The following is a 25,249-nucleotide window of genomic DNA, read 5'->3' as shown; positions in this document are numbered from 1 at the left end:
TGAGTCACCTTCTGTATTTCTCCGAGGAGCAAACCGGCTCAGCAGGTACCGCCTGATTCATGATGTGACAGTCCACGTCCATCCCCTCGTCGCCGCGAGCTTCGATATGTATCAGACTGGGTACCCCCGAGGGTCTACCGGGGTAGACGGGCGTTACCTCGTAGTGCACAGCTTGCCCTCCCCGGATCTCGCTTGCGATCCTATTCTCGATCTTGCTCATGCTCGGACTGTTCGCTGCGCGATGCAGCGGCACGAGATTTCGGAGATCCGTACCCGAGCCTCCGAACTGGCAACCTGCGAGGTGTCCGCGCGCTCGACCGCGGCCAGACGGAAGAGTCCAGTAGTCGGGCGGCGTGATCATTCCACTTTCGCAATCAGAATTCCACGCGGTCTTGGTTCCATCCATCAAATCCTCGCGTCCGGAGAATGCAGCGACTATCCCGGTGGCGCGACACCCGTTCCCTCCGGGCCGGAATCGCTCCCGTGGCAGGTAGACGATGTTGCCTGTCACGTTCTCACCGGCCTGGTCGTCGCATCCTTCTTGATTCCTGGAATCCCCACCCGGACTACGTGCTTCGTTCAAAAAGGGATCGGGCAAGTCATCCGGTGTGAAATCTGCACTCGGGGTGAACGTGATCATCTCGATGAGGGTGGACTGCTGCTCGTGGCGGACCGCCGTGTCCAGCGTGTGCTGCTGGATGCGAGTGATGTCGACCTGTGGCTTGGGTGCCGGGCGGGCGGGGGCGGGTTTGGGCTTGGGGCCGCGGTTGGGGTTCTGGGGGGTTGGCGGGCGGACGGGCTTGGTCGGGGTGGAGCCGCGCGGGGTGCCCGCGGACGGTCTGGAGGGGGTGGTGGCGTGGCGTACGCCGCCCCCGCAGTTGTAGGTGCAGCGGCTGCCGCCGGACGAGCGCGGTCTGCCGCTGGCACGGGTGCTCGGCGGACGCGTGCTGGGGGTGCGGCTCGCCTCCAGGCGGCGCAGGTCCTGCTGGACGCGTCTGGCCTGATTGCGGGAGAGGGAACTATTGGTGCGCGAGGAGCCTGTGGTGTTCCTCTTGACGGTGTTGCCCTTCTTGGCCTTGCCGCCGCTCTTCGGCTTCGCCTTGCCGCTCGCTCCGCGGGCGGTGGTGTACGGCTTGCCTGTATACGAGTACGACATACCGACGCCGCCTCGTGGCACGCCGCCCAGCGCGATGCTTCTGTGGCCGCTGGGATCGATGCCGTTGAGCGGGTCGCCGTTGCCGTAGAGGTAGAGGTTGGCCTGCGCCGACGGGCCGGAGTCGGGCTGCAGGGTGTCGCGGGAGTTGAAGGTGCCCGTTCCCGGCTGATACCAGCGGGCGGCCATGTTGACGTCGCCCGAGGCGGGATCCGTCCAGCCGGACTGGTAGCCGAGGGCGGGCGTCGTGCCGGCCGAGGCGGTCTGCTCGCCGAAGGGGTCGTAGGACGTCGAGCCGGTCACCGTTGTTCCGTCCGGTGAGAGCCCGGCGACCAGGTCGGTGTGCTGGTCCGTGACGGCCCACTGTCTGGTCGTGCCCTTGGCGATGGCCAGCAGGGTGCCGTCAGGGGTGCGGGAGTAGCGGCCTGTGCCGTCGTCGGCCAGGTTGTTGGAGCCGCCGTCGTAGGTGAAGGGTGTCTGCCCGCTGCGGAGTACACGGTCGAGTGAGTCGTAGGCGAAGGTCGAGGCGCCGTCGGTGATTTTGCGTTCGAAGGCGTCGAAGGACACGGAGCGGGTGTCCTGGGCCGGTGCGGTCACCGAGGACAGGGTGCCGCGAGCGGTGTAGCTGTATGTCGAAGTGCCGTCGGTCAGCAGGCGGTTGCGTGCGTCGTACGTGGAGACCGCGTTCCCGGCCCCGGTCCGGTTGCCCGCGTCGTCCCACTCGTAGGACGTGGTGGCCGGGCCGTTCGTCCAGGCGGTCAGCCGGCCCGCCCGGTCGTATCCGTAGGTGTTGTCGGAGGCTCCGGCGACGCCCTGGGTGGACTTGCTGGTCAGCCGGTCGTCGAGGTCGTATCCGTAGGCCGTCGACGCGGTCTGGGTGGCGCCGGTGGGGTCGGTGATCCTGTCGCTGGTGAGCCGGCCCAGGCTGTCGTAGCCGTAGGTGCGGCGGGCGGACGCGGTCCAGTCCGTGGAACCCTCCGGCAGTACGGCGTACTGCTCGGCTGTCGGCCGTCCGGCGGCGTCGAAGTCGTACCAGATGTCGTTGCCGGTGGTTTCGTCCCACAGCCAGTCGATCCGGCCCGCGGTGTCGTAGCCGTACTCGGTCGTCCAGCCCCCGTTGGTCCGCATGGTCATGTCGCCGTCGGCGTCGTACGTGTACGCCGACGTACCGCTCGGCCCCTGTGCGGTCAGCAGCAGGCCCCGGTCGTTGTAGGTGAACGTGTCCTGGGCCAGGGCCGAGTCGGTGCCCTGGGAGATCATCCGGTTTGCCAAGTCGTAGGTGAAGGCACGGGTGCTGGTGGTCGCTTCCGCTCCTGTGCCGGTCTCCTTGGTCAGACGGCCCAGCGCGTCGTAGGTCCGCTCCCGCCTGACTCCGCCAGGCAGCAGCTCGGCCACATCCTGGCCCGCCGCGTCGTAGACGGTGGTGAAGGTACGGTCGGCCAGGGCCGGGTGCGCGGCCGTCACCGGCTCGACGGTCGACTCCGGCAGCCCCCAAGGAGTGTAGGTGTACGTGGTGGTGTTGCCGCGGCCGTCAGTCGTCCGTGTGCGGTTGCCCGCAGCGTCGTAGCCGAAGGTCATCGTGATCGACCGGCCGTCGGAGACAGGCTCCGCCTGCCTGGTCATACGGCCCAGGGCGTCGTAGGTGTATGTGGTGCGCGCACCAGTGGCCGAGACGGCGGCGAGAAGGTCACCGTTGACGTCGAACTCTGCCTTGGTTGTGCGCAGTGTGGTGGTGCCGGTGCCGTAGTCGGCGATGCTGGTGACGTTGTCGAGGGCGTCGTAGGCCATCGTGGTCCTGCGGCCGGTGGGGTCGGTGGTCTCCGTCGTCCGGCCCAGGCCGTCATAGGCGAATCTGGTCACTCCCTGGGCCGCGTTGGTCACTGTCAAGGGCTCACCGGCGGCATTGAACGTGCCGCGCGTGACACGGCCTCCGGGCGTGCTGGAAGCTGTCTGGTTGCCCGCGTCGTCCCAGGTGTAACGGCTCGTCAGATTCTGCGGCGACGGGTAGCGCTCGACCATCGTCGCGGTGAGCTGCCGGCCGAGTTCGTCGTAGGTGGCCTCCGCCCTGGCCCCGGTCGGATCGGTCACCGAGAGCTGGAGACCGGTCGGCGTCCAGGCGTACCGGGTGATCCCGCCTCCGTCGAGTGAGACGGACCCGTCTGACAGGAGTGGGGATTCCTCGTGCAGTTGGGAGGCCGGCGATTGCGCCGCCGGGTCTGTCTGTTCGACGAGTTGGCCGAGTTGGTCGTACGCGTAGCGGGTGGTGCGGCCCAGTGCGTCCGATTCGGCGATGACCTGCCCGAGCGCGTCATAGGTGGTGTGTTCCATCGCGCTGATCCCGCTGCCGCCCGGCGGAGTGTAGTCGGGCAGTGTCACCGAGGTGGCCCGGCCGACCCGGTCGAGGGCGGTACGGGTCACCGCGCCCCGTTCGTCCCGGCTCTCGGTCTCTTCACCGAAGGTGTTGAAGCCGGTCAGCGTGGTGGGCCGGCCTGTGACGGGCGTACCGCCGTTCTCCGCCACGTCCACGGATGGACCGGCCTCCTCGATCAGACGGCCCAGCACGTCATAACGGTAGGTCGTGGTGTGGGCCGCCGGGTCGGCGCCGGGGGCGTTGCCACGCGGGTCCACGCTGGAGGTCTCCAGGCCCCGCTGATCGAAGGTGCTGGTCGATATGTGCGTGGTGACGCCGTCGGTGAGGGTCTCCTTCGTCGGATTGCCCGCCGTGTCGTACTCCACGGTCGTCCTGAGTGTCCTGCCCGTGGCGTCGACGGTTTCGGTCTGCTCGGTGAGACGGTCGTCGCGGTCGTAGCCGTAGGTGGTCCGGCGGTTGAGACCCGTGGGATCGAGCGATGTGGAGGTGACGCGTCCCGTCGCGTCGACCTGGGCGGTCACGGTCGTGGCTCCGCCACCCGTCACCAGCGAGGTCGCGTGGCCCGCGCCGTCGTACCCGTTGGACTCGAGGACGATGTCACGCTCGGTGCCGTCTGCCTGGGTGACCTGCCTGGCCGTGGTCGTAGCGGGCAGGCCGTCGTCGTAGTACGTGAAGGTGGTGGTGGCTCCCATGGCGTCCGTGCTGGAGGCCGGCCGTCCGGCCGGGTCGTAGGCATGGGACTCGAGTACGAGATCGCGGACGGCTCCGGAGGGGTCACCGGTCCAGTCCTTCAGTACGGTCTCGGCCAGTTGGCCGCGCGGTGTGTAGGTGTACTCCAGGCGCGTGTCCAGGGCGTCCGTCTCACTGGCGAGGCGTCCCATCGCGTCATGGCCGAAGCGTGTCGTGGCACCTTCGGCGTCGGTGACGCGGTCATTCAGACCGTGCTCGTCGTAGTGGTACGTCGTCGTGCGCTTCGTGTCGCCGCCGGTGGTGTCCTCCGCCGACTCGGTCAGTGTGTTCCCGTCCGCGTCATAGGTCAGGGTGATCTTCGCGGTGTGCGTGACGTCCGTGATTTCGTTCCTCACCCCTACACCGGTCTCGGAGATCACCCGGGACAGCGAGTCGTAGACATAGGCCGACGTGATCCCGGCGGGGTGGGCGTCGGATATCTGGGTCTCCGTCAGCTTGCGGCCGAGCCCGTCGTAGGTGAACTTCGTGGTCAGGCCCGAGGGCGAGACCGACTGGGCCAGATCGCCGTTGGCGAAGTATCCGTAGGACGTGACCGCGCCGGCCGGGGTCGTATCCGTCTTCGTCAGCCCGGCGGGCACCGTTCCGCCACCGAGTGCCGCTTCGGTGCCGTCGGTGTAAGCCACGGTGCTCTGGCGACCGTCCGCCAGTTTCGTGCTGAGAGGCAGTCCAAGAGCGGAGTACGCCAGCTCTGTCTTGTACCGGTCGTCCTTGGCGCTGGTCGAACGAGCGTCTCGCACGGCCGTGGGTCTGTCGTTGCGCGGATCGAGATCGTCTCCGGCATTCAGGTAGTAGTCGGTGAACGAGGTCCAGCAGGAATCGCTGTCACGGCAGGTCGTCGACGACACCGCGTTGCCGCGCTCGTCATGGCCGGTGACGGTGGAGTGACCGTTGGGGTCGGTCACCGTGTGGAGGAAGCCTCCGGCGTCGTACGCGAATGTGGTCGCGCCTCCTTCGGCGTCGGACTGTGCGACCGGGCGCTGGCCACGGAGCATGTCGTACGTCGTGGAACTGGTCCGTCCGGCCGGGTCGGTGACGGTGACCGTGGCGCCGAGTGCCGTGTTCGCGGGCCGGGCCTGGGCCTCGTAGTGGTTGCTCACCTGCTCCTCGGTCAGCGCGTGCTGATACACGGCGGGTTCGTCGATCTGCCCGGTGAAGTAGTACGTGCCCTCGGGCACACCCATCCAGCCCTGGCTCGCGTACCCGGCGCCGATATAGGCATGGGTGGTGCGCTGATCGACGCGGGTGCCGCTCAAGGTGCCGATCAGTACGCCGTCCAGATAGAGCGACTGTGTCGTACCGGCGGCCGAGAGCACGACGTGGTGCCAGTCACCATCCGTGACTGCCTGCGAGGAGGTGATGGGGGTCGCGCCGCTGACGCCGGAGAGCCAGAACTCGCCGCGCAGTCTGCCCGCCTGGTCGATATTGAGCACAGGACGCCATGAGGTGGCGGTCGTACCGAGCGGGCTGTTCTGCGCGCCCATGAGGACACCGGCCGAGGACGTCCTGAACCACATCTCCACCGCGAGATCGGGTGTGCCGCCGAGCACCTTCGCGGGGAACTCGATCGCTCCCCGGCCACCGAGCTGGACGGAGCTTCCTGAGCCGGGACCGAAGGCTCCTGTCGCACCGAGCTGGGTGGGTGCGCTGGTGGTCTCGGCCGCTTCGAGGAAGGTCGCGTCGGAGTCCGAGGCCGCCATATCACTGGCGAGCCTGGTGCCCTCCGTCTCGTCGAGCCGCCAGTAAGCGGCCGGGGCGTCGCTGATGACACTTCCGCGGTAGACGTCGCCGTCGCCCGAGACCAGACCGCTCCTGGCCCGGTAGTGACCGGAGATCTCCTTCTCACGGTAGGTGTTCGTGTCGCCGACGGCCGGCGGAAGGACCAGCGAGGTGTCGTAGAGGGCGACTTCGTCGATCTGTCCCCGGAAGTTACGGTAACCGCCGGGCTGACCGTCCCACAGGGGCGAGGAGTATCCGCCGCCGATATACACCCGAGGCCACCGCACAGTGTCCGTCGCGGCGACGGCCGTTCCCTGCAACTGACCGTCCACGTACAGAAGTTGCTGTTCCTGAGAGGTCGTCAGTACGACGTGATGCCACCGGTCGTCCGTCACGGCCGACTTGGACGTCACCACCCCCGAACCGCCCGTGAAGCGGCCACGGAGCTTGCCGTCGGAATCGACGAGCAGTATGGGCCGCCACTGCGAGGGAGTCTCTCCCAGTTCCTTGTCCTGCATGGAGAGGAGAACCCCGGGCTTCGTGGTCCTGAACCACATCTCCGCCGAGGGCGTGGTCGTCGTTCCCAGCGCCTCGACAGGCACCTCGACCGCTCCTTGCGACGCGTCACCGTCGAAGGTCACCGAGGTGTCGTCGCCGTCGGCGAAGAGCCCCGCGCCGCCGAGCCGCACGCCGTCAAGGTACGAACCGTCCATTCCCTCGCCGACCGCACTCGCGGCGGAAGCCCCTGTCCGTTCGCCGAGCCGCCAGTAGCCGAGTGGGTTCGAGTCCGTCACCGCCCGCGCGTAGGAGGACGACGCCGAGGAGTAGGCGGGCGCGGATATCTGCCACGTACCGCCGTTCTCGTCGGTGGTCTCGACAACACGTCCGGTGGCCGGGTCGTAGGCGACCTCCGCGTGGACACGGCCGGACGGGCTGACGACCTCGGTGATGCGACCTGTCGCCGTCCGGGCCGCGTAGTGCTCGGCGACCGTGGCCCGGTCCAGCGGATGGTGGTAGACGGCGACATCGTCCAGCTGTCCGATGAAGGGGCGCACACCGGCGGCGACCCCGTCCCAGCCGGGGCTGGACCAGCCGGACCCCAGATAGGCGTAGGAGCGCTCCCGGTGGTCGATCGGTCCGACGAGGGTACCGACCACGGCCCCGTCGAGATACATCGTCTGGGTCGTCCCGGCGCCCGTCAGCACGACATGGTGCCATGTGTCGTCGGCGACGGAGACCGAGGTCGTGATCGGTGTGGCCGTCGGACCCGCCAGGAACTCGCCGCGCAGCTTCCCCGCACCGTCGACCGCGAGCACGGGATTCCAGTCGTCGGGCTTGCCCTCGTCGAGCCGCCCGTCCTGGAAGCCGAGGAGAACACCGGATCCGGAGGTCTTGAACCACAGCTCGACGGAGAGAAACGTCGAGGTACGCAGGGTGTCCTCGGGCAGTTCGACGACGGAGTCCGTGCCGTCGAACCCCATGGCCCGGTCGGTCGTACCCGTGAGCGCCCCGGGTCGCGCGAGCAGCACATCTCGGAAGAGTGCCTCGTTCCCGCCGCTCGCGGAGGGCGTCTGACTCGCGCCGGCCGGTCCCTCATCCTCTCCGAGCCGCCAGTACGAGAGAGGATTCTCGTCCATCACCATGCTGCGGTAGAGCGAACCGTCCTGATACGTGTAGAGGGCGCACTCCGTCGTGGATCCCGGCGGGCACACCTTGGTGAGCCGCTCACCGTCGTAGGTGTACGTCCAGGTCAGCCCTGGTCCGCCAAGCGTGGCCGGATTCGTCGTCACCGACGCGACACGGCCGTCGGACCAGGTGAAGCCGAGCGACCGCCCGGACAGGACATCGGTCACGGACTCCAGCGGCCCGCCGTCCTCCTGCTCGTACCGCAACGACTGGACACGTCCGGCTCCGTCCACGATGGAGCCGAGCAGCCCTGCGGAGGAGAAGCGGTACGTCGTGCCCGATCTGTCGCGCAGCACCCACCCGTCGGCTTCCCGTGCCAGTGTCAGCGAACCGCCCGACGGGCCGGAGTAGGAGCCGTCGGGATTGACGCCGAACCGGACCCGGGACCCGTCCCCCAGCGTGATCAGCACCGAGCCGGTCTGCGGTTCCTCCTTCAGCCGGACGTCCCAGTTGGTGGTCCAGCCGATACCGAAGGCGTTGTCGCGCCTTGGGTCGAGCGAGTTGTAGGTGCGGTTCACCGCCAGTTCGGGGCCGACGGTGGGAATCGCCGCATCCGTTGCCATGGTGGAGTAGTTGGCCGCGCGGGACCCGAACTCCTGGCCGTCGTCCGCGCCGAGGCGCCCCGTGACGGCGGGTTGCGGCACCTGCGTCGTGAAGAACGCGGGCCCGGGGCGGGCCGAGGTGGCGGCGCCGTCGTAGACATACGCGTACCAGGCGTACGTCTTCCCCCAGGAGAGCCAACCCGACGGCACAGCCCACTGCTTGGCCGTAGTACGTGTACCCGACCGGCAGTTCTTGCGGGTGTCCTTGCCGCTGACCTCGCACACTTCGAAGGTGTACTGGAGGGCGCCGCCCGGGAAGCCGTCGCTGTCCTTGCCCTGGGCCCACAGGGTCGGACGCAGCGAGTCGAGGACCGCTCCGCCCGACGGGGACTCATGAGTCAGCTGCGGCGGCACGTTCACCGCGGAGAACTCGATCCCGGCTCCGGGCACACCGGCGCTCGTGAAGCGGCTGACACCGACGTCGTCCATGGTCCATATGAGCTTGTACGTGGCGGGCGCCAGCGGGGCGATCTTCGCCTCGAACGTGACGCTCTCGCCCGGGGAGACGGCGCTGGGCATGGCAGTCCAGCGGATCTTCGACGAGTCCGTGATCTCCGTACCGGACTCGTTGTAGAGGTTGTAGCGCAACTTGAAGTTACCGCCCGCGGGCCAGGTGTCCTGGCCCTGATTGGTGACCGTGACCTTCATCGAACCCTCGGCGCTCGCCGTCACAGGCGCCACGAAACCGCCGACCTTGTAGGCGGCTCCGTACTTCGTCCAGGTGACGTCGAGGCTGGGCTTGCCGCCGGGATAGTCGTCCGATCCGAAGTGCTTCCAGCCCTTGGAGTCCGACGTCGACGCCTTCACCGCGAGGCCGTAGTTCTTCTTGCGCCCATGGGTCCAGTCGTCCACCAGCGTGCGGCCGGCCGAGCCGAGCTTGATGCTCTCCCAGGCCGGACCGCAGGTCCAGGAACTGGCCCCCGACGGCTGCCAGCCGTGCGCGAAGCTCTTCGACGCCAGCGACGCTCCTGTCGCCGGGCCGGGATAATTGGTCGTGGTCGTCTCCGCCCAGTTCGAGGTGACCGGGTGCACGGTCACCGGCCGAGCGGTGCACGACTGCGACCAGGTGTTGTAGAGGGCGAGGTCGGCACCGAGCACCCAGGCGTTCTTCAACGTGGTCTCCAGACCGGAGAACCGCAGGAAGCCCGCCGCCTTGTGGCCGCCCCCGTCGTACGTGCCCACCTTCAGCGCCGTATCGCTGGAGAAGTTCTGGTTGTACGGGGACTCCACGTATGTGCCCGAGGTCGAGGCCACCGACTTCACCGACGGATCCACATGGACGGGATAGACCCGCTCCGGCGCGGACAGCCACTCCTCGTCCAGCGACACGGTCAGGATCTGACGCCCGGACTCCTCCGAGAGCTGGTACGAGACCCCCGACGAAATCGCCCCCTCGTTGGCGTTCTCCGCGAGCTTGGAGTCCTCCATCCAGCCGGGCGGCATCCAGGCCCGGCGTTCACCCTCGCTGTCCACGAAGACCACACCGCCATGGGTGTCGAGGCGCGCGGTGAGCCCCTCCAGCTCCAGCGGGAACCGCCAACGCGCCGGAGCGTCCGCGTCCTTGAGGATCAGCGTCTCCTTCACGGAGTCACTGCCGGCGATCAGCTCCAGATCAGCCGACGGCCGGACCTCCGGATACGTGATGACGCTGCCGTCGACAGCACCCCGGGCACGGGCGGCGCCGTCGACCGCATACCCGACCGACTGCCCCTCACCCAGGCCGAGCTCCACAACCGGAGCGGCGTCCGCGTACTCGGCGAACGAGATCTCCTCAGCCGCCGACACCGGCTCCCAGGCCGCATCCGAACCACTCATCGTCCGGGCACCGTCGCCTTGGGGCTGGACTAGGCTCGTATCGATCTCCCGCCACTTTCCGTCACTTCTGAGAAAGTTGACAGGCTCGTTGTAGAAGCGCGTCGTGTACGTACCGTCCTGATTGAGGAACGTACGGGCCCGCTCGGCCCGTCGGCCGACGACCTCTTGGCTGGTCTCCGCGTCGAAGCCCCGGGGCTCGTCGACGGCGGGACCTTCTACGGCCTCAACCGGCCCCATGGTCGGCGGCTCGGACTCACCGCCCAGCACCTCACCGGATCTCCTGGTCTCCGGGGGCAGTTCGCCCGGTGCCTTCAGCGCTCCGTCACGCCCGCCCTCCGCCGCCGAGTCCGTAGCCGCCGCCGACGTCCGATGAGCACGCCCACCAGCCGAACCCCAGCCCTGGGCGGGAGAGTCACCGGCGCCGATACGGGGCCCGTCCGCCCACGCGCCCGCTGCCAGAGCCGCTCCCTCGGTTCCCGCCAACACCACCATCAGGAACGCGATAGAAGCGACCAGTGGACGCACGGCAAACACAGGACCCCCTGAAAATGATCAGTGAGTCAATTTTGTACACCGGTACACAGTTTCGGCGCAAGATCTTCACGATGTGTCATCTGCCTTGCGTTCGAGCCATTCTGACGAGGGAAAACAGGAGGGCCGATGTCGGCGCCTTCTGTGGCTGCCCGATCCTCAGCGGCACCGGCCAGTCACGTACGGCGGGCGCCGACTGCTGTTCCGGAAGCCGGGCGGGAGAGCGGCAGCAGGACCGTTACGCACGGCGTCAGCACGGCGGAGGCTGCAAGACCGGTTCACGAGGCAGTCCACTGAGCCGAGGAAGACTGCCGGGGATGGTCCAGTGCGGCATGAGGGGATTGACCACGAGCCGCCCAGTTGAGGGCCGGACGCCGTGACGCTCAAATGACGCTCCAGACGGCCGAGAGCCCGGGTAGACGCTCCTTCAAGGCGACTGACCTGGTGGTTTTCCTGCCCGTGCTCTTGGTGACGTCTTTCCGATGACACATCATGTGGAGTGCGTGGCGATACTTGAACGGGCGGCTAAGGGGACCGCGATGATGTTCTCGAAGGCTGTGGCGATGACAGAGGCGAAGCTGTCCACGGGGCTGTCCCCGGTGGCCTCGGCTATAGGATCAGCCAGCGGGTGCTGCTGCCGGGCCCCCGTTCATCCAGCCGAAGCCGGGAACCTGGTGTCATGCCTTCTGCGCGGTCAGCGCGCGCACGGCCGGAACGAACCGCACGAGGATTCTGTGAGCCCCCGGAGTGCCAGGCCACGAGCAGCTTGGTGGCGGAGCGGCCGGGGATCCACGCAATGACCTGTCCAGGCGGAAAGTCCACCGAATCCAGGCATCTGCCCTTCCGCTGTGGCATCTGCTTCGGAGCGGGCACGGCGTCGAGAATGACAGCGGTGCGTGCGGCTCGCTGCTGGGCACGCCTCTCGTGCGCCCTGGGCCTGAGTACATTGACAGAGTCAACGCGTAGGCTTCGCTCGTCGGCTGCACCGTGCCTCAGGTGCGTCGTTGCCCGCCGTATCCAGCTGGACCATCCCTGAAACGAGAGACCATGGAGCAGCACGATGAACTGGTCACGCTCAGCCTTGCAGGGATCGCGCGGTTTGCCGGAGTCGGTCGTGCCGCCGTGAGCAACTGGAGGCGGCGGCACAGCGACTTCCCGGAACCGGTCGGCGGCACGGATGCCAGCCCTTTGTTCTCCCTGGCGGATGCGGAGTCCTGGCTTCTACGGCACGGCAAGATCGACGAGTCCTCCAGTGGCTGGGACCGTCTCTGGCCGCGGATCGAGGACCTCGGCGACCGGGACGGGATGGCCCATCTACTGGCCTCGGCGGGGGAGCGCCTGGCGATCCCGGCGATGAACCCGCCGCGTGGAGCCTCGGAACCCGATGCTGCCGACCGGAGGCTAGCGGACGAGGTCGTGAGGCTGGCCCTTCGTCAGTCGCCGAGGGAAGCCTTCGCCGTGCTGCTGGATCGTTGGCATGCTGTCCACGTACGTCAGTTGATCGTCAGTCCCCGCCAACTGGCCGACACCATGGTGGCCCTGGCGGACGAACTGCGTGAGGGCAGTGCGCCAGTGCGTCGGGTGCTGGACCCTGCGTGCGGAATGGGTTCGCTGCTGGCTGCGTCCGGTCGGCGGTGGTCGGGACAGGTACCTCCGCCTGTGCTGGCAGGTGTCGACAACGATGCCGCCCTCGCTCGCCTGACCCGAGTCAGGCTGGCTCTGGAGTTCCCTGGCTGTGAGCGACAGGTGCAGTCTGGGGACACACTGCTTGATGCCCCCCTGTGGCACGCCTCCCGCGCCGATATGGTTCTGAGCTATCCACCGTCCAACGAACGTTCCTGGGGACACGACGAACTGGCGACCGATCCTCGCTGGACGTACGGCACGCCACCACGGACCGAACCTGAGCTGGCGTGGGTGCAGCACTGCCTGTCCGTGCTGGAACCCGGGGGAGTCGCAGTGCTGGTCCTGCCACCGGGTGTCGCTTCGCGCCGGGCCGGACGGCGAATCCGGGCGGGGTTGGTGCGCACCGGGGCCGTGCGAGCCGTAGTTGCGCTGCCACCCGGGAGCGCGCCGCCGCATGGGGTGGGGTTGCACCTGTGGCTGCTGGCGACGCCCCGTGAACACCCCGCGGACGAGGTGACCTTTGTCGACGCTGCGGACTGCCGGACGACCGCGCTCACCGGTCGCGGCACGGCCATCGACTGGGACGGTCTGCGTGAGCGCACCGTGGCGGCCCTGCGTGGCAGTGACCTACCTGGCGTCACACGGGTGCCGACCGCGGAACTGCTCGACGACGAGACCGACCTGACGCCCTCTCGCCGTACCGTGACCGAGCGGTCCGTGGGGCCGGTGGAACTGCGCCGCGCTTGGACCGGCTGGGACAAGGCGCTGATGGACATGGGCGATGCGGCCAAGGCCGTTCGCGAACACGAGGCGAGTGCCGCAGTGCCGGACGACTTCGGCTACATCTTCGTGGGTGATCTGGAGCGTTCCGGTGCTCTGGACGTGACGCCCGGCAAGGTTGTCGCCGACGATTTGATCCAGCAGGGAGCGCCGGCCGAGGATGCTCTGCGCGTCGTCACTCCATGGGCCGTACGGGGTGAGGAACCCTGGGTTGCCGCAGCGCACGCCGCCGAGTTGGAGGCTGAGGGGCAGGGGGTCCTGACGTCCTTCGGCGATGTCGTGGTCGTGACCGCGGCCGGCGGATTCGACGTCTGGGTCGAGACGGCGGGACCGCGACTGCTCGGTGCCCACACCGTCCGGCTGCGGACCGACCCTGCACTGCTCGACCCGTTCTTCCTCGCCGCGTGTCTGAGCGCGCCAGGCAACGACCAGCGGGCAGGGACCCGTGCCTCCTCTTCCTCCCGAGTCGACGTACGCCGACTGCGCGTCCTGCGCGCGCCGGCGACGCGGCAGCGGCGGATCGGGGAGGTCTACCGTCGGCTTGTCCGGTTCCGGGAGGCGGTGGCTGACCTCGGTAGGCACGGTGATGTGCTCTCCGGCATGCTGTCGGGACTGCTGGCCCAGGGCAGGCTGACGGAGGAGTGAGGGGCGGGGCCCCGGTTTCCGCGGAGTTCCTCAAGCTGGCCCTGGCAGGCGATCCAGCAGCTTGCGGATTGCCTCGGGCAGCGCCGGGGACACTTCACCTTGCCTCGCGTCCAGAACAAGTTCCTTCACTTCGACTCCTACTTCTCGGCAGAATTCCACGGTCTGGCGGGATGGTCCTGGCCCGGGCCAGGACGCGAGTTCCTCGGCCAGCTCCAGCCAAGTGTCGGCCACCGCCTGGACCGGGCTCCTTTCTGCGGTCATCACCTGGACCGCGACGAGCCGTGCCCGTGCTCGCAGTTCACCGGTATCCGTGCCGGCCGATGCGTCCGCGAGCCGCCTGGCGACATCCCGGCAGATGCGGCCCGCGGAGGCGGTCTCCCCACGCAGCAGATGAGCACGGGCCACGACGAGGCGCGCACCCTGCACCTCGCGGACCGCCCCAGGAAGGCACTGCTCGGCGCGCATCACCATGGCGGTCAGCTCGTCGACGGCCTTGTCCGGTTCGCCGCGTTCGATTTCGATCTCGGCCTCGGCGCACAGATTCCGGAGAGCGGACCGGGTGGGACCGCCGACGGGTCGGCGATGCACCCGAGGGCGGCGCGGACCCATGGGCGATGCTTCCGAGAGCGGGGCCGCAGCGGTCTCCGGGGCGCGACGGGGCAGCGTCGGGTCCGGGTCGAGGGCCGGGCGTGGAGCGGGGTCGCCCGGCGAGGGCAACAGGGGCCGCCAGATCTCAAGCGCCAGTTCCAGAGGCGGTCGATCGGCGGGCGACTTGGCGAGCATACGGTCCGTGATGTCCACGACCTCGGACGGCAGACCGGGGACGTCATCGCTGAGCAGCGGCGGCCGCTCCTCGCAGTGCAGGCGGGCCAAGTCGTAGTCGGAGTGGCCAGCCTCGAAGACCAGCCGTCCGGTCACCATCTGGAACGCGATGCAGGCGACACTGTAGAGGTCGGCCTCCGGGCCCGGGTTGCGTTCGCCGCGGTGGATCTCCGGAGCCATATAGCCGATCGTGCCGGGCGTCCGGCCGTTGGTGTATCGGGTGGCCGCCGGATCTTTTGGCAGGGCGATGCCGAAGTCGGTTAGGTATACGCCGCCGTCGCGTCGGGCCAGCAGGATGTTGGCTGGCTTGACGTCTCGGTGCACCACGCCCGCGCCATGCACCCGCCCGAGCACTTCCAGCAGCGGGACGATCACACACGCCGCGGCTGACAGGGTGGGTCTGTTCCGAGTGAGAAAAGCATGTAGGTCATCGCCGTCGACGTACTCGGTGACGAGGTATGGGCGCAGCGGGGAGAGATCAGCGTGGACGAAGGCTGGCACGCCCTGGCCACCGAAGCGTTGGTGCATCTCGCACTCGCGGTCGAAACGCCGTAGCTCTTGTGGGGTGGGAGTCCGGTACCCGCGCAGGGCGGCCTCCGGATCTCGAGGCCAAAGGAACTTCACTGCGGCCGCCCGCCCGACGTGCCTGTCGTCGGTCGCCCGGTAAACGACCCCCATGCCACCCCAGGCGCCTTCTCCGGCGCGGCTGAATCTGCCCGCGAGCTTCTTCCCCGCCGGCCATGGCTCCACCACGCACACTCCCTGCCTCTCCTGGCGAACCGTCAGGCATCAAGCTACAGGAGATTCCTACGTGCCTTGACTTTGTTCACAGAGCTCTGTCACGGTGATGCTCTCACTGTCGAGACCGCAAGGAGTCCGCACCGTGCAGCTCTGGGTCAACCCTCCCGGTACGGTCGGCGTCGGGCGTCTGGCCCGCATTCCGGTTCGCCATCTGCGCGACGAGGAGACCGGTTGTCCGATGAACCGTGCTCTCAGTGTCCGTCGCGACGTGTTCGCTGCGAAACGGGTTCCGTCCAAGACCCCACGCGAGGAGTTTCCGTTCGCCCTTGTGCAGGAACTGCTCGACCAAATGGAGTCCAGCGCGGCGCAGAGCATCGAAGAGGCCCTGGAACGGTGTCGCCCGACGCGGTCCCGGTGCCTGCCGCAGCACGTGACCTGGTCGGTGGCGGCCGCCGAGCGTTACCTCGATGCCTGGCGCAGGGACCAGGAAAGCCGCAACGGCGTCGACCTCCCCCGCACGTTCCGCGCCCCGGACGAATGGATCGCGTTCCGCACGCTCGATGAACCCGACAAGCGCGGCATCACCGACTACGAGCGCACTGTCTGGGGGAGGCAGTACGTCTCGGACGACGCAAGACTGCGTGAACTCGTGATTCCCGCCAAGGGAAATGCCAAGGAGCGCCTCCCACTGCCCGAACTCGCCGCTGCCGCCTCTGTCCTGTACTACGGCACTCCGGCCCGCATCCCTTCCTTCGAGCACCACTCCCCAGCCCTCAGACACCCGGCGCCACCACCGCGGCCAGAACGTGTCCGGGTCTACTCCGCCGGCCTCGCCGAAGGCCGGGTCCGTCTTCTGCGCACAACGGAGACCGACGTCCTCGCGGACTGGACCGCTGAAGAGATCATGGACTTGCACGAGCAGCACGTCGTGCCCCGGCTCGGCCGTGTCCTCGACGGCCGCGAACGCATCGCCGGTGCCCACTGCGCGGATTGCAAGGTCTTACCCGAGTGCTCCGTCGTACCGCGGGTTCCCGCTCTCCTCGTGCTCCCACCTCCCACGCGGCCTCGCAAGCGGCGCACGGTATCGGTCAGCGACCTGAGAGCACACCGCGACTGCCCCGCCCGTTACCACCTGACCCGCGTACTCAAGCTGCCGAACTCCGTTCCGGAGAACGAGGCCGTGCGCAGAGGCCGGGCCGTCGACAGCTGGCTCAACGCCCGTCACGCCTCGGCGGACGCCCCGCCGTGCCACGAGGTGCCTCTGCCCGCACACCTGCCCGGCCTCACGGACGAGGAGCTGACCCCTGCCCTAGGCATGCTCCGGGCCCACCGGGCCAGGTGCCCGCTCGACAATCCGGCAACGAAGCGGTTCCGCCCGCAGCATCGAGTGATGGCCCACGACCCGCAGTCCGACGTCATGGTCATCGCCTCGTGCGACCTGGTCTACGAGGAACGCGGTGGCGTAGTCGTTCGCGAGACCAAGACCAGCGCGTTTCCACCGGGCGGCCGGTCCGTTCTGCTGGAGAAGCATCCACAGCTCGCCCTCTCGGTACTGCTTCTGGCGGCCGGCGTGCTCGGCGGCGATTCGCGACGGTCCCGCGTGGAACTGGAGATTCTGCGCCCGGACGGGGTGTCACTTGAGGAGTTCGACCCGGGCGATGAGGCCACGGTCGAGCACGCCCGTACCGTCCTTGCCTCGTACACCGTGCCTTGGTCCGCCGAGACCCGCTACGACGCGGTGCCCCGACCCGGTTACGACTGCACGGGCTGTGAGGCACTGTCCTGGTGTGCCACTGGTAAAGAGCGCGTGGCTGCCGCAGGTTGAGGGAAGTTCCCTTTGTCTCCGTCATGTCGCTCGTCGCACCACCTGGAGTGGAAACCGTGCCCGCGAGTCCCCTTGCCACCTTCGATTCGCACACCAAGACACTCGATGCCTGGGCGGCCCATGACGGCGTGCCGCTGCTGGCCACCGTGGCGCGGGCCCTGTGTGTCCTGGACCACACCACTGGGTTGGACGCCTTCCGTCTTCCGTACCCTCCCGTCGTCCAACTCGCCCTGGACCGGACGGTCGTTGCCTGGCTCCGCGGCGGACTCCGACCCCCCGCCTCACTCGCCGAACTCGTCCAGCGGTGTGCCGACATCCCGTTGGAGGACTGGCCGCTTTCGCTGCCGTCGGACGCTGTCGGCCCGGACGATGTTTTGCTCGACCCGTACTCGCATCGCCCCACCCAGTTGTGCCATGAGTGGAGCGAATGGGAACGTTCGGCGTTCGACCCGGCTGTGCGGCATCGCGATCAGCAGGTAATGCGGACCGCTCTGGACCGCTGCCGCAGCCACGGAGAGGAGGACGCATACACCGAGTTCCGCAGCCTGTTGGTGCGGCGGCCAGTGCTGACGGCCCAGGAACTCTTTGCCCTGCACGGCGACTTCACGCTGGAGCCGGTCTGGGAGCTCATCGACCTGATCTACCCGGAGGTCCCTCGTTCCTGGAGCCGGGACGGTTGCTATGCGGTGTGCGGCCGCTGCGGAACACTGTTGACGCCGATTGCGGGCGGAGAGTGGTGGTGTGAGCGGGATCGCTGCCGACGGCAGGGAGACCCGCCGGTCGGCCGTCTGATCGAGGCGGCTCACGCCGGCACTTTATACCAGCTGGAGCGCCCGCTGCGCCGACACGTCACCGGGCCGGGACTGGCTGAGGTGGAATTGGAGGACCGGCTCACCGGTCTGGGCCTCGACGTCACCATGTGGCCCGGCTTCGACGCCTACGACGTGCTGGTGGTCTTCCCCGACGGCCACCGCTGGGCCGTCGACGTCAAGGACTGGGCTCATCCGGCCTTCCTCGGCCGGGCCGCCCGCCCCGTGCGGCCCGAGCCTTCGTACGACGAGGCGTTCTATGTGGTGCCTATATACCGAGTGCGCGAGCGCCCCGGCTATCAGCAGGCGTTTCAGCGAGCCCGGCCCGCGGCGGCCGCTGCCGTACGCCTGCTCACCGACGACGAATTGATCCGGGCTGCCCGGCAGCGGCTGGCCGAGTCGCGCCGTGGCACCCGCGCCTACAGCCAGGAGGGCACAGATGCGTGACGAGAAAGCCTGGTGCGAGGCGGTAGCGGGGGAGTTGAGAGACGAGTGGCCCGAGGCCGGTGCTCCGGACGGGTTCGGCCCGGTCGAGTTGTGCCGCGTCGAGCTGGGGCTGCGGCTGCTCGAACGGCTTGCCCCTACGGCGGATGCCGTGGATGCCTATGCGCTGTTTGGCGGTTATCCGTTTGCGCAACACGCCGGGCTGGCGCAGCATCCGTGGCAGCGCACGGCCCTGGCCGCCGCCCGGCACCTCCTGTGGCCGTTGCGGCGGCGCGCCTGGCGGCAGGCGCTGGACGCCTACCGGTCGGTCTCCGACAGGCTGCGGGCTTACGAGCTGCCGTCGGCCGGAACCACCGGCGGTCCCCGACCCGTGGTGCCGATGGTGGCCGGGCGACGGATGGACGTCTACGACCAGGCCCTCAGCCGGCTGCCGGACCTGGTCACCCGTGCCCTCAAACCGGCCCCGGCAGGGACGAGTTCCTTCCAGGAACGCCGCCGCAACGCCTCGGTTACCATTCCCGAGGAACTCGTCCGCGCCAACCCACCCGGCCACGACCTTGCCGCAGGACGGCCCGGGGGCGGCGAGCCCCTCAGCGTGTGCCGCGCCGAACTGCGCGTAACGGCCCGGTGGATGGACGAGGCCGAGCGCGAGGCGGAGGTCCCGCATCCCGGTCACTGGGAACAGCGGCTGGAGGGGGTCAGGTTCGCGCCCCGCAATGCCCCGGGAACGGACTACATCGAGGCCGACGAGGTCGAACTGGCCGGCATGGTGCACCTGGCCGGCATGGTCGGCGCCGGCAAGAGCACGTTCATGATTCTGGTGGCAGTCTGGGCCGCCCGGCGCGAGATTCCGCTGCGCACCACGCTCGTCGTCGGAGACGTCGCCGAACAGCTACGGCTGTGCAGTCTTTTCGAGGCACTCGACATCGCCGTCGCGCCGGTGCTCGGCACCACGACACGCGAGCAACACGTCCAGCGGCTGCACCGGCGGCTCTCCGCCCGAGGATTCGATAACCTCCTCGACCACGACGACTCGGGCTTCGACCTGCTGAGCACCGCCTGCGCAGTGAGCGGTCTGCGCGGCGTCGACGGCGATCCGCTGGAATACCGCGACGCACCATGCACCCGGCTGCATCCCGAGCCACAGCGCGGCCCAGCGGAACCGGAATCGGTCGTCCTGGAGCAGTGGACTCCCGACCGGAGGAACACCGCACCCCGCCAGGCCCACGCTCCTGACCGCCTGCCCGGTCGCCCGCACGGTTGCCCTCTGTGGGGCGAATGCCCGCGCCACGCGGCTGCCCGCGCGCAGGTCGACGCTCTGATCTGGGTGGCCAACCCGGCCAGCCTGGTACAGAGCCAGGTGCCCGTGCAACTCAACGACGAGCGGCTGCGCCAGCTGGAACTGGCCTGTCTGCGCAGCGACCTGATCTTCGTGGACGAGGCAGACAGCGTCCAGATGGCACTGGACCGCCTCTTCACCCCCTCCGGCACGCTGGTTCGCCCCGACACCGACTCCTGGCTCGACCAGCTGAACCGTTACAAGATCGAGGAGCTGAGCAGGCGCGCCCGCCTGCCGCTGACCGACGGCCAGGTCGCCCAGTGGAACCGGGCACTGGGAACCGTCACCCTTGCCGTCGATCCGCTCTGCGCTCTGCTGATCAAGGACGAGAACCTCCGGGAGTGGGCTGATCCCGCCTACTTCAGCCCGTGGACCCTCCAGCAGAGCCTGCTCGACGACCTGTTCCGCGATGTGACCCGGCGCCACCGCGAAGGCGAGCAGTACCAGGTGGAACGGGAGGCGTCCGCCGCGGCCGACATGGGTGAGGACAGCGCTGAACTCTACGAGGGCTATGACGACGTGGCGGACGAGCCGGGCCCCTCCCCGCACCTCGCGCTCTCCCCGGTCCGCCGCCTGCTCGAGGCAGCCTGGGATGCCTTCCGCGACGATCCGTTCGGAGAAGGCGACGCCCCCGACCCGCTCACCGGCGTCCTCACCGACACGGCCGACGCCCTCCTGCACCACATGGCAGCGGGCCGCACGAGGGATCGGGTGCGTGAGCTGGCCGGTCAGCTCGTCGACCGGGTGACGGAGGAAGTACGGGCCGAACAGCCCGCATCCGCCACGCCCCCGCCCGAGCCGACGAAGGACTGGTGGGACGTCCTGTGCCTGCGGCTCTCCTTTCTCCTGCTGCTCAGCACCCTCCACCACAGGCTGGAGCGACTCACCTTCCTATGGCCGCACGTGGAGGCCGCCCTGCGACTGGACTCCCAGGGCAGGGAGCTGGCCCGGCGAGTCCCCTTGGACTACGCCCCGCTGGTTCCCGAGGCGCCCATGGGCAACATCCTCGGCTACCAGTACCTCCCGGACGGAGAGGAACGCGACGACGCCGGCCGCCGCGGCGGCACCCTGCGCTTCTTCCGGTGTGCCGGAGTCGGGCGCGAGCTGCTGCTGAACCTGAACAGCCTCGGCGCCGACCCGGCCACTGGTCGTGGCGGCCCGCACGTCGTGTTGATGTCCGGTACCAGCTGGGCTGGCGAGTCCAGCCGCGCCCATGTCCGCGTCCCGGTGAGCCTCGTCCTCAAGCCCACCGACGTGTCCCTGGCTGCGGTGGCCCGAACCTCGTTCGCCACCCGTTTCCTCTACGACCGGGACGAACGCCCAATGAGCCTCTCCGGCACACCGCCGCGTGACCGGCTCGCCCAGGCGGTCGCGATGGCCCGGCGGCTCGGCGAACCGGGCCCGGGTGGTACTTCGGTGCTGGGCCAGGAGATCAGCCGTATCCCTGAGACGACGCGGCGGAGAGCGCTGATCCTTGTGGGCAGTTACCGGGAAGCCGCTGCGGTGGCCGAGGCACTGCACCGGTTCGACGCCTGGCGTGGCAAGGTGAGTGCGCTGATCCCGGATGACGAGGCCCGCGGCAGCGACGGACCGGCCACCGCCCCGGGGCAGTGGGACGAGACTCCGGCGACGCTACGGCGTGGCGACGTCGCACGCTTCGCCGACGATGACACCGCAGAAGTCCTGGTCGCTCCACTGCTGGCCGTCGAGCGGGGCCACAACATCCTCAACGAGGAGGGGCAAGCGGCCTTCGGCACGGCTTTGTTCCTGGTCCGCCCTCACCCCCGCCCTGACGACCTTGACCTGTCCGTTTTCGCGGTCAACGATTGGCTGAGCGGCATGCTGCGCGACCAGCCGCGCCGCGACAGTCTCGACGGCCCGCACACGCTCACCGAACTCATGGAGAAAGCGGGATCGCTGGACGAGGCGGCCGGAGTCCTGCGCCAGCAGGGCCGCCGCGAATGGCGTCGGCTGCTCAACCGCAGGTATGCCTACAGTTCACTGCCGGCTTGGGAGAAGCGCGCCTTCGCGTGGGACCAACTCGTCACGCTCTGGCAGGTCATCGGCCGTCTGGTGCGCGGCGGAGTGCCCGCCCGGGTGGTGTTCGTCGATGCCGCCTTCTCGCCTCGCCTGGCGAGACAGCTCGCGCCCGGCGGCACTGGTCAGCCGTCTTCCGGGACTGATGTGCCGGGCACCGACGGCCTGCTCCACGCCCTCGCCGGCATCCTCGACCCATACCTGACGGACGGGCCCGACACCGCCCCGCCCCACCCCGACCCGTCTGCTCGCTCTCTGGTCCGTCTCCTGTACCAGCCGTTCTACAACGCCCTGCGCACGATGACCCATCGCTGACTTCCCGACTCTGCTCGCGAGGAGCCGTCCCATGCCACCCGTCTATCGCTCCGCCCGTACCACGGCCTGGCGTCCGGCCGACGCCTTGGCCTCTCACACCGCGCCTTACCGCGTCCTGCCCTTCCCCGAGCAGTGGCGGGACGCCGTTCTGACTCTGTGCAACGCGCCCCGGGTGGCGGCGGGCAAGGAGCCGTGGAAGACAGCACCGACCTGGCGTCTGGAACAGGTCCTGCAGGCTTTTGCACCCGACGTCCTCGCGCTGCCACGCCCCTTCCACGACCGTGACGCGGGCGCGTCGGCCCACTGGCTGTGTGCGCCCGCCGACCTCCCCGACCCGCTCCCCGGCCCTGTCCTGGACACCGTGCTCAAGCACTGGCTGCGTGACTTGCGGCCCGAGCTCGAGTATCGCGGCCTGCTGAAGGAGACCGTCGCAGAACTGGCCGCCCATCCGCCGCGCTGGGAGACCGTCCACCATGAACTCCTGCCGCGTGATGTCCCGACCGATGGCGGCACCGCACGTCCGTCACCGCACCAGTACAGCCTCAGCCCCGACTGGCTGGCCCGGCGGATCCTCGCCCTGGGCCCATACCTTTACGACGGTGGGCAGCTCATCTTCCGGGCCATGCCACGTGGACCGCGTGACCAGGGTGCCCAACTCGTCTCCGAGCCGATCCGGTTCCCCGGGCCGGACGAGAAGCAGGACTCCTGGTGGTCGGTGACACTGTCGATCACGCTCCAGACCGTGCCGTTCGACCCGCTGCCGCGCTTCAACCTCCGCTGGTCGGTTCGCCGCTGGGCCACTCGTACCAGCGCCAAGACGGGCCGCTTGCGCCTCCCGTGGGGTGCGAGCACCACCGTCCTGCTGCGTCCGCGCAGGCCGTTCCTGCCGGGCACGCCCCGCAGCGAGCGGTTCGCCGTCGCCGCTCTGGAGCGCTACTGGGACAAGGACATGGGTGAGAAGGGTGACTTCGCCGACCGGTGGCGCGCGGGCGGCCCCGCAGCGATGCTCGCCGGGCTGCCCCTGGGCGAGCCCTTCCCGGACCCCGACGCGATCCTGACCGATCCCGCGTCCTGGCTGCGCGACGATGCCCGAGCCGGCATTCTGTACCGCACCGCTATGGGGCGGCACGATGTGGGCCCCGGCTTCATGGCACACCAGCTCTCGCAGCTCACAGCCTGGGCGGAAGGCGCCCTCACGTCCGAACTGCGCCGCGCCCCGGACCTCGCGCTGGTCGACCGGGGCACGCCCGCAAACATCCCCAAGGGCGACAAGGAGACGGTCGAAGCGGAACGGTGCGCTCAGCGCCGGCTGGCGACGGCCTACGCGCTGGACGCTCTCGACGGCGTAGCGCGCCAGGGCGGCGCTCCCGTGCTTGAGGCACGGCTGCTGTGGCAGTCGCCGCGGCTTCGCGACGCCGTTTTGGCCTCCCTCGGCGAGCTTCTGGGCTTCAAGGGCGACGGCGGGTCCTTCACCGCACAGCAGTACGACGACGCCACGGCCGGCGCGCCGGTCGTGCACGAGTGGTCCGCTCCGGAGCTGACCGTGCGGGTCCGCTGCATGCGCCCGCTCGTCGCGCTCAGTGACCGTACTGCCGACAGCCTCCTTGCCCCGCTCGACCTGCCCACCGGCACCCATATCAAGGACGTCCAGGTGACCGCCGCGACAGTGGCCCGCCGCGACAGCGCCGCACAGTGGCTGGCTGCGGAACGCACTACCGAAGCGCCTGCCCTCGCCCTTGTAGAGATCGGCCGCGTCGCGTCATATCCAAGCAGACTGCACGACCCGAAGTTCGCCATGCGAATCGGCTGTGCCAAGGCAGGCTTCGTCACACAGTTCACCACGGTGCCCGAAGCAGGCGACGAGAACGGCAAGGGCGCGGAAACAGCGTCCAGCCTGCGGCACCGCACGCTAAGTGCCTGGAACGACGGCCTGCGGCAGCTCGGCGCGCGCACCCTCCCCCGGCTTGCTGAGCACGATGGACTGCCCGACGGACTGCGGCATGCCGCACTGTGGATGGTCCGTAAGAACCGTACGACCCGGAATCGCTGGGCCGCGTACCTCCCGGTCGGCGTCATGATCACCCCCGATCCGGCCGGCACCGACGCGGCCCGTGTCGAAGGCTGGGACCCCGAGGCACGCTCCGGTGCAGGCGCCTGGGTCCCCTACCCCGAACTCCTGCTGAGGCTGACCACAAAAGCTGAGGTAAAGACCGTTCTGCCCAGCCAGCGCGGCTCACGGGTCGACGAGGCCGACACCTCGGAGGTGCAGACGGAAAGTGGGACCGAGCGCCCGAAACGCTACCAAGGACGCGAACGGCAGCGCCGTGAGGCCGCCGAGTGGCTTCAGGGTCTGCGTGCCTCCCTGCGCACTGCACCAACCGTCCTGTTCGCCGAGGCCCACAACGCCCGCTCGCACTGGACCTGGCTCCAGGACGGCCGGATTGAACGGGATCGCCTGCAGGACGGCCTCGCTCCCGCTCGTCGCCTCGACCCCGACCTGCGGATGGTCCGGGTCCGCGCAGGCGCCCGGAACGAGACTCCTCAGTGGTGGGGGAGAGCCCCGGAGGGCAAGGCGAACGGCATCCAGCAGGGCTTGTGGGTGCCAGAGGATGCCGCTGAAGACGGCCGCGTGTTCTTCAGTACGACGGCCAAGCCCGTGCAGTTCAAGCACGCGGCGGTGACCGCCGACAAGCTCTCGCCCCGGCCGATCGCCCAGGGCAAGCGCAAGGGTGAACCCACCATCGACACCGGCCAGGCGGCCTGGATGCCGGGGCTGCTGGAGATCGCCGTCGTCGGTTGCCATCGGGACGACGGCGACGACCCGAGGTCCCTCGCGCTCCTCACCCATATTCTGCGCCAGCCCTCGGACTACGACCAGGCCCTTGCCCTGCCCCTGCCACTTCACCTGGCCGGCCTGGCACAGGAGTACGTACTGCCGACACCGAAGGACGACGAGGCGGAAACGGGAGACGCAGGGGCCGCGGTCCAATCCGGCGCTTCAGACGATTTGGATGACGCGCAGGACGCATCGCCGGTGGAACAGCCTGTGCCGAACTTGGAGTTGGAGGCACTCGACGTCGACACTGAAGGGCAGCTGCAACTGTTCGAAATGTAGGTCTGGCCGTATTCGGTGGTGACGGTGGGTAGCCATCACCGATCATGACCGTTCAGTCGCTGTGCCATACGGCCGGTGGCCGCCGCGCCCAGGGCCGCGGCCACGCTCACGCAGTATCCGCCCTCAC

7 protein-coding genes are annotated in these 25,249 nt (G+C 68.8%); 5 read left to right on the top strand and 2 right to left on the bottom strand.

Annotated features, from left to right (window positions below):
• Positions 1–4: 4 nt before the first annotated feature.
• Positions 5–10,585 carry a LamG-like jellyroll fold domain-containing protein gene (locus OG214_RS01840; protein ID WP_405983508.1) on the bottom strand — a complete coding sequence of 3,527 codons (10,581 nt, stop codon included), beginning with the start codon at positions 10,583–10,585 and terminating at the stop codon, positions 5–7.
• Between the two features lie 1,086 nt (positions 10,586–11,671).
• On the opposite strand from OG214_RS01840, the gene OG214_RS01835 reads away from it, so the two are divergent.
• On the top strand, positions 11,672–13,675 hold the full coding sequence (locus OG214_RS01835; RefSeq protein WP_405983507.1) for a class I SAM-dependent DNA methyltransferase: 2,004 nt from the start codon (positions 11,672–11,674) through the stop codon (positions 13,673–13,675).
• A gap of 30 nt (positions 13,676–13,705) precedes the next feature.
• Here OG214_RS01835 and OG214_RS01830 read toward each other — a convergent pair whose 3' ends face one another.
• The gene (locus OG214_RS01830; RefSeq protein WP_405983506.1) at positions 13,706–15,250 is read right to left on the bottom strand and encodes a serine/threonine-protein kinase; all 1,545 of its coding nucleotides are present in this window, start codon (positions 15,248–15,250) and stop codon (positions 13,706–13,708) included.
• 130 nt (positions 15,251–15,380) lie between these two features.
• On the opposite strand from OG214_RS01830, the gene OG214_RS01825 reads away from it, so the two are divergent.
• The 4 genes from OG214_RS01825 to OG214_RS01810 are packed head-to-tail and all read left to right on the top strand — an operon-like array spanning position 15,381 to position 25,122.
• Positions 15,381–17,063 carry a PD-(D/E)XK nuclease family protein gene (locus OG214_RS01825; RefSeq protein WP_405983505.1) on the top strand — a complete coding sequence of 561 codons (1,683 nt, stop codon included), beginning with the start codon at positions 15,381–15,383 and terminating at the stop codon, positions 17,061–17,063.
• Between the two features lie 56 nt (positions 17,064–17,119).
• Positions 17,120–18,319, top strand: coding sequence for a hypothetical protein (locus tag OG214_RS01820; protein ID WP_405983504.1), 1,200 nt, complete (start codon positions 17,120–17,122; stop codon positions 18,317–18,319).
• On the top strand, positions 18,312–22,007 hold the full coding sequence (locus OG214_RS01815; protein ID WP_405983503.1) for a hypothetical protein: 3,696 nt from the start codon (positions 18,312–18,314) through the stop codon (positions 22,005–22,007). The genes OG214_RS01820 and OG214_RS01815 overlap by 8 nt, the downstream gene beginning before the upstream one ends.
• A gap of 31 nt (positions 22,008–22,038) precedes the next feature.
• Positions 22,039–25,122 (top strand): pPIWI_RE module domain-containing protein, encoded by a 3,084-nt coding sequence (locus OG214_RS01810; protein WP_405983502.1) that lies wholly within the window; start codon positions 22,039–22,041, stop codon positions 25,120–25,122.
• Positions 25,123–25,249: the final 127 nt, after the last annotated feature.

Source organism: Streptomyces sp. NBC_00872 (assembly GCF_045161915.1).
GTDB lineage: Bacteria > Actinomycetota > Actinomycetes > Streptomycetales > Streptomycetaceae > Streptomyces.
The sequence above is the reverse complement of the archived record's forward strand: the minus strand, read 5'-3'. Positions and strand labels throughout refer to the sequence as shown.

Coding starts and splice junctions, on each gene's coding strand:
- OG214_RS01840 (WP_405983508.1), bottom strand. CDS start 10,585: ATGGTGGTGTTGGCGGGAACCGAGGGAGCGGCTCTGGCAGCGGGCGCG.
- OG214_RS01835 (WP_405983507.1), top strand. CDS start 11,672: ATGGAGCAGCACGATGAACTGGTCACGCTCAGCCTTGCAGGGATCGCG.
- OG214_RS01815 (WP_405983503.1), top strand. CDS start 18,312: ATGCGTGACGAGAAAGCCTGGTGCGAGGCGGTAGCGGGGGAGTTGAGA.
- OG214_RS01810 (WP_405983502.1), top strand. CDS start 22,039: ATGCCACCCGTCTATCGCTCCGCCCGTACCACGGCCTGGCGTCCGGCC.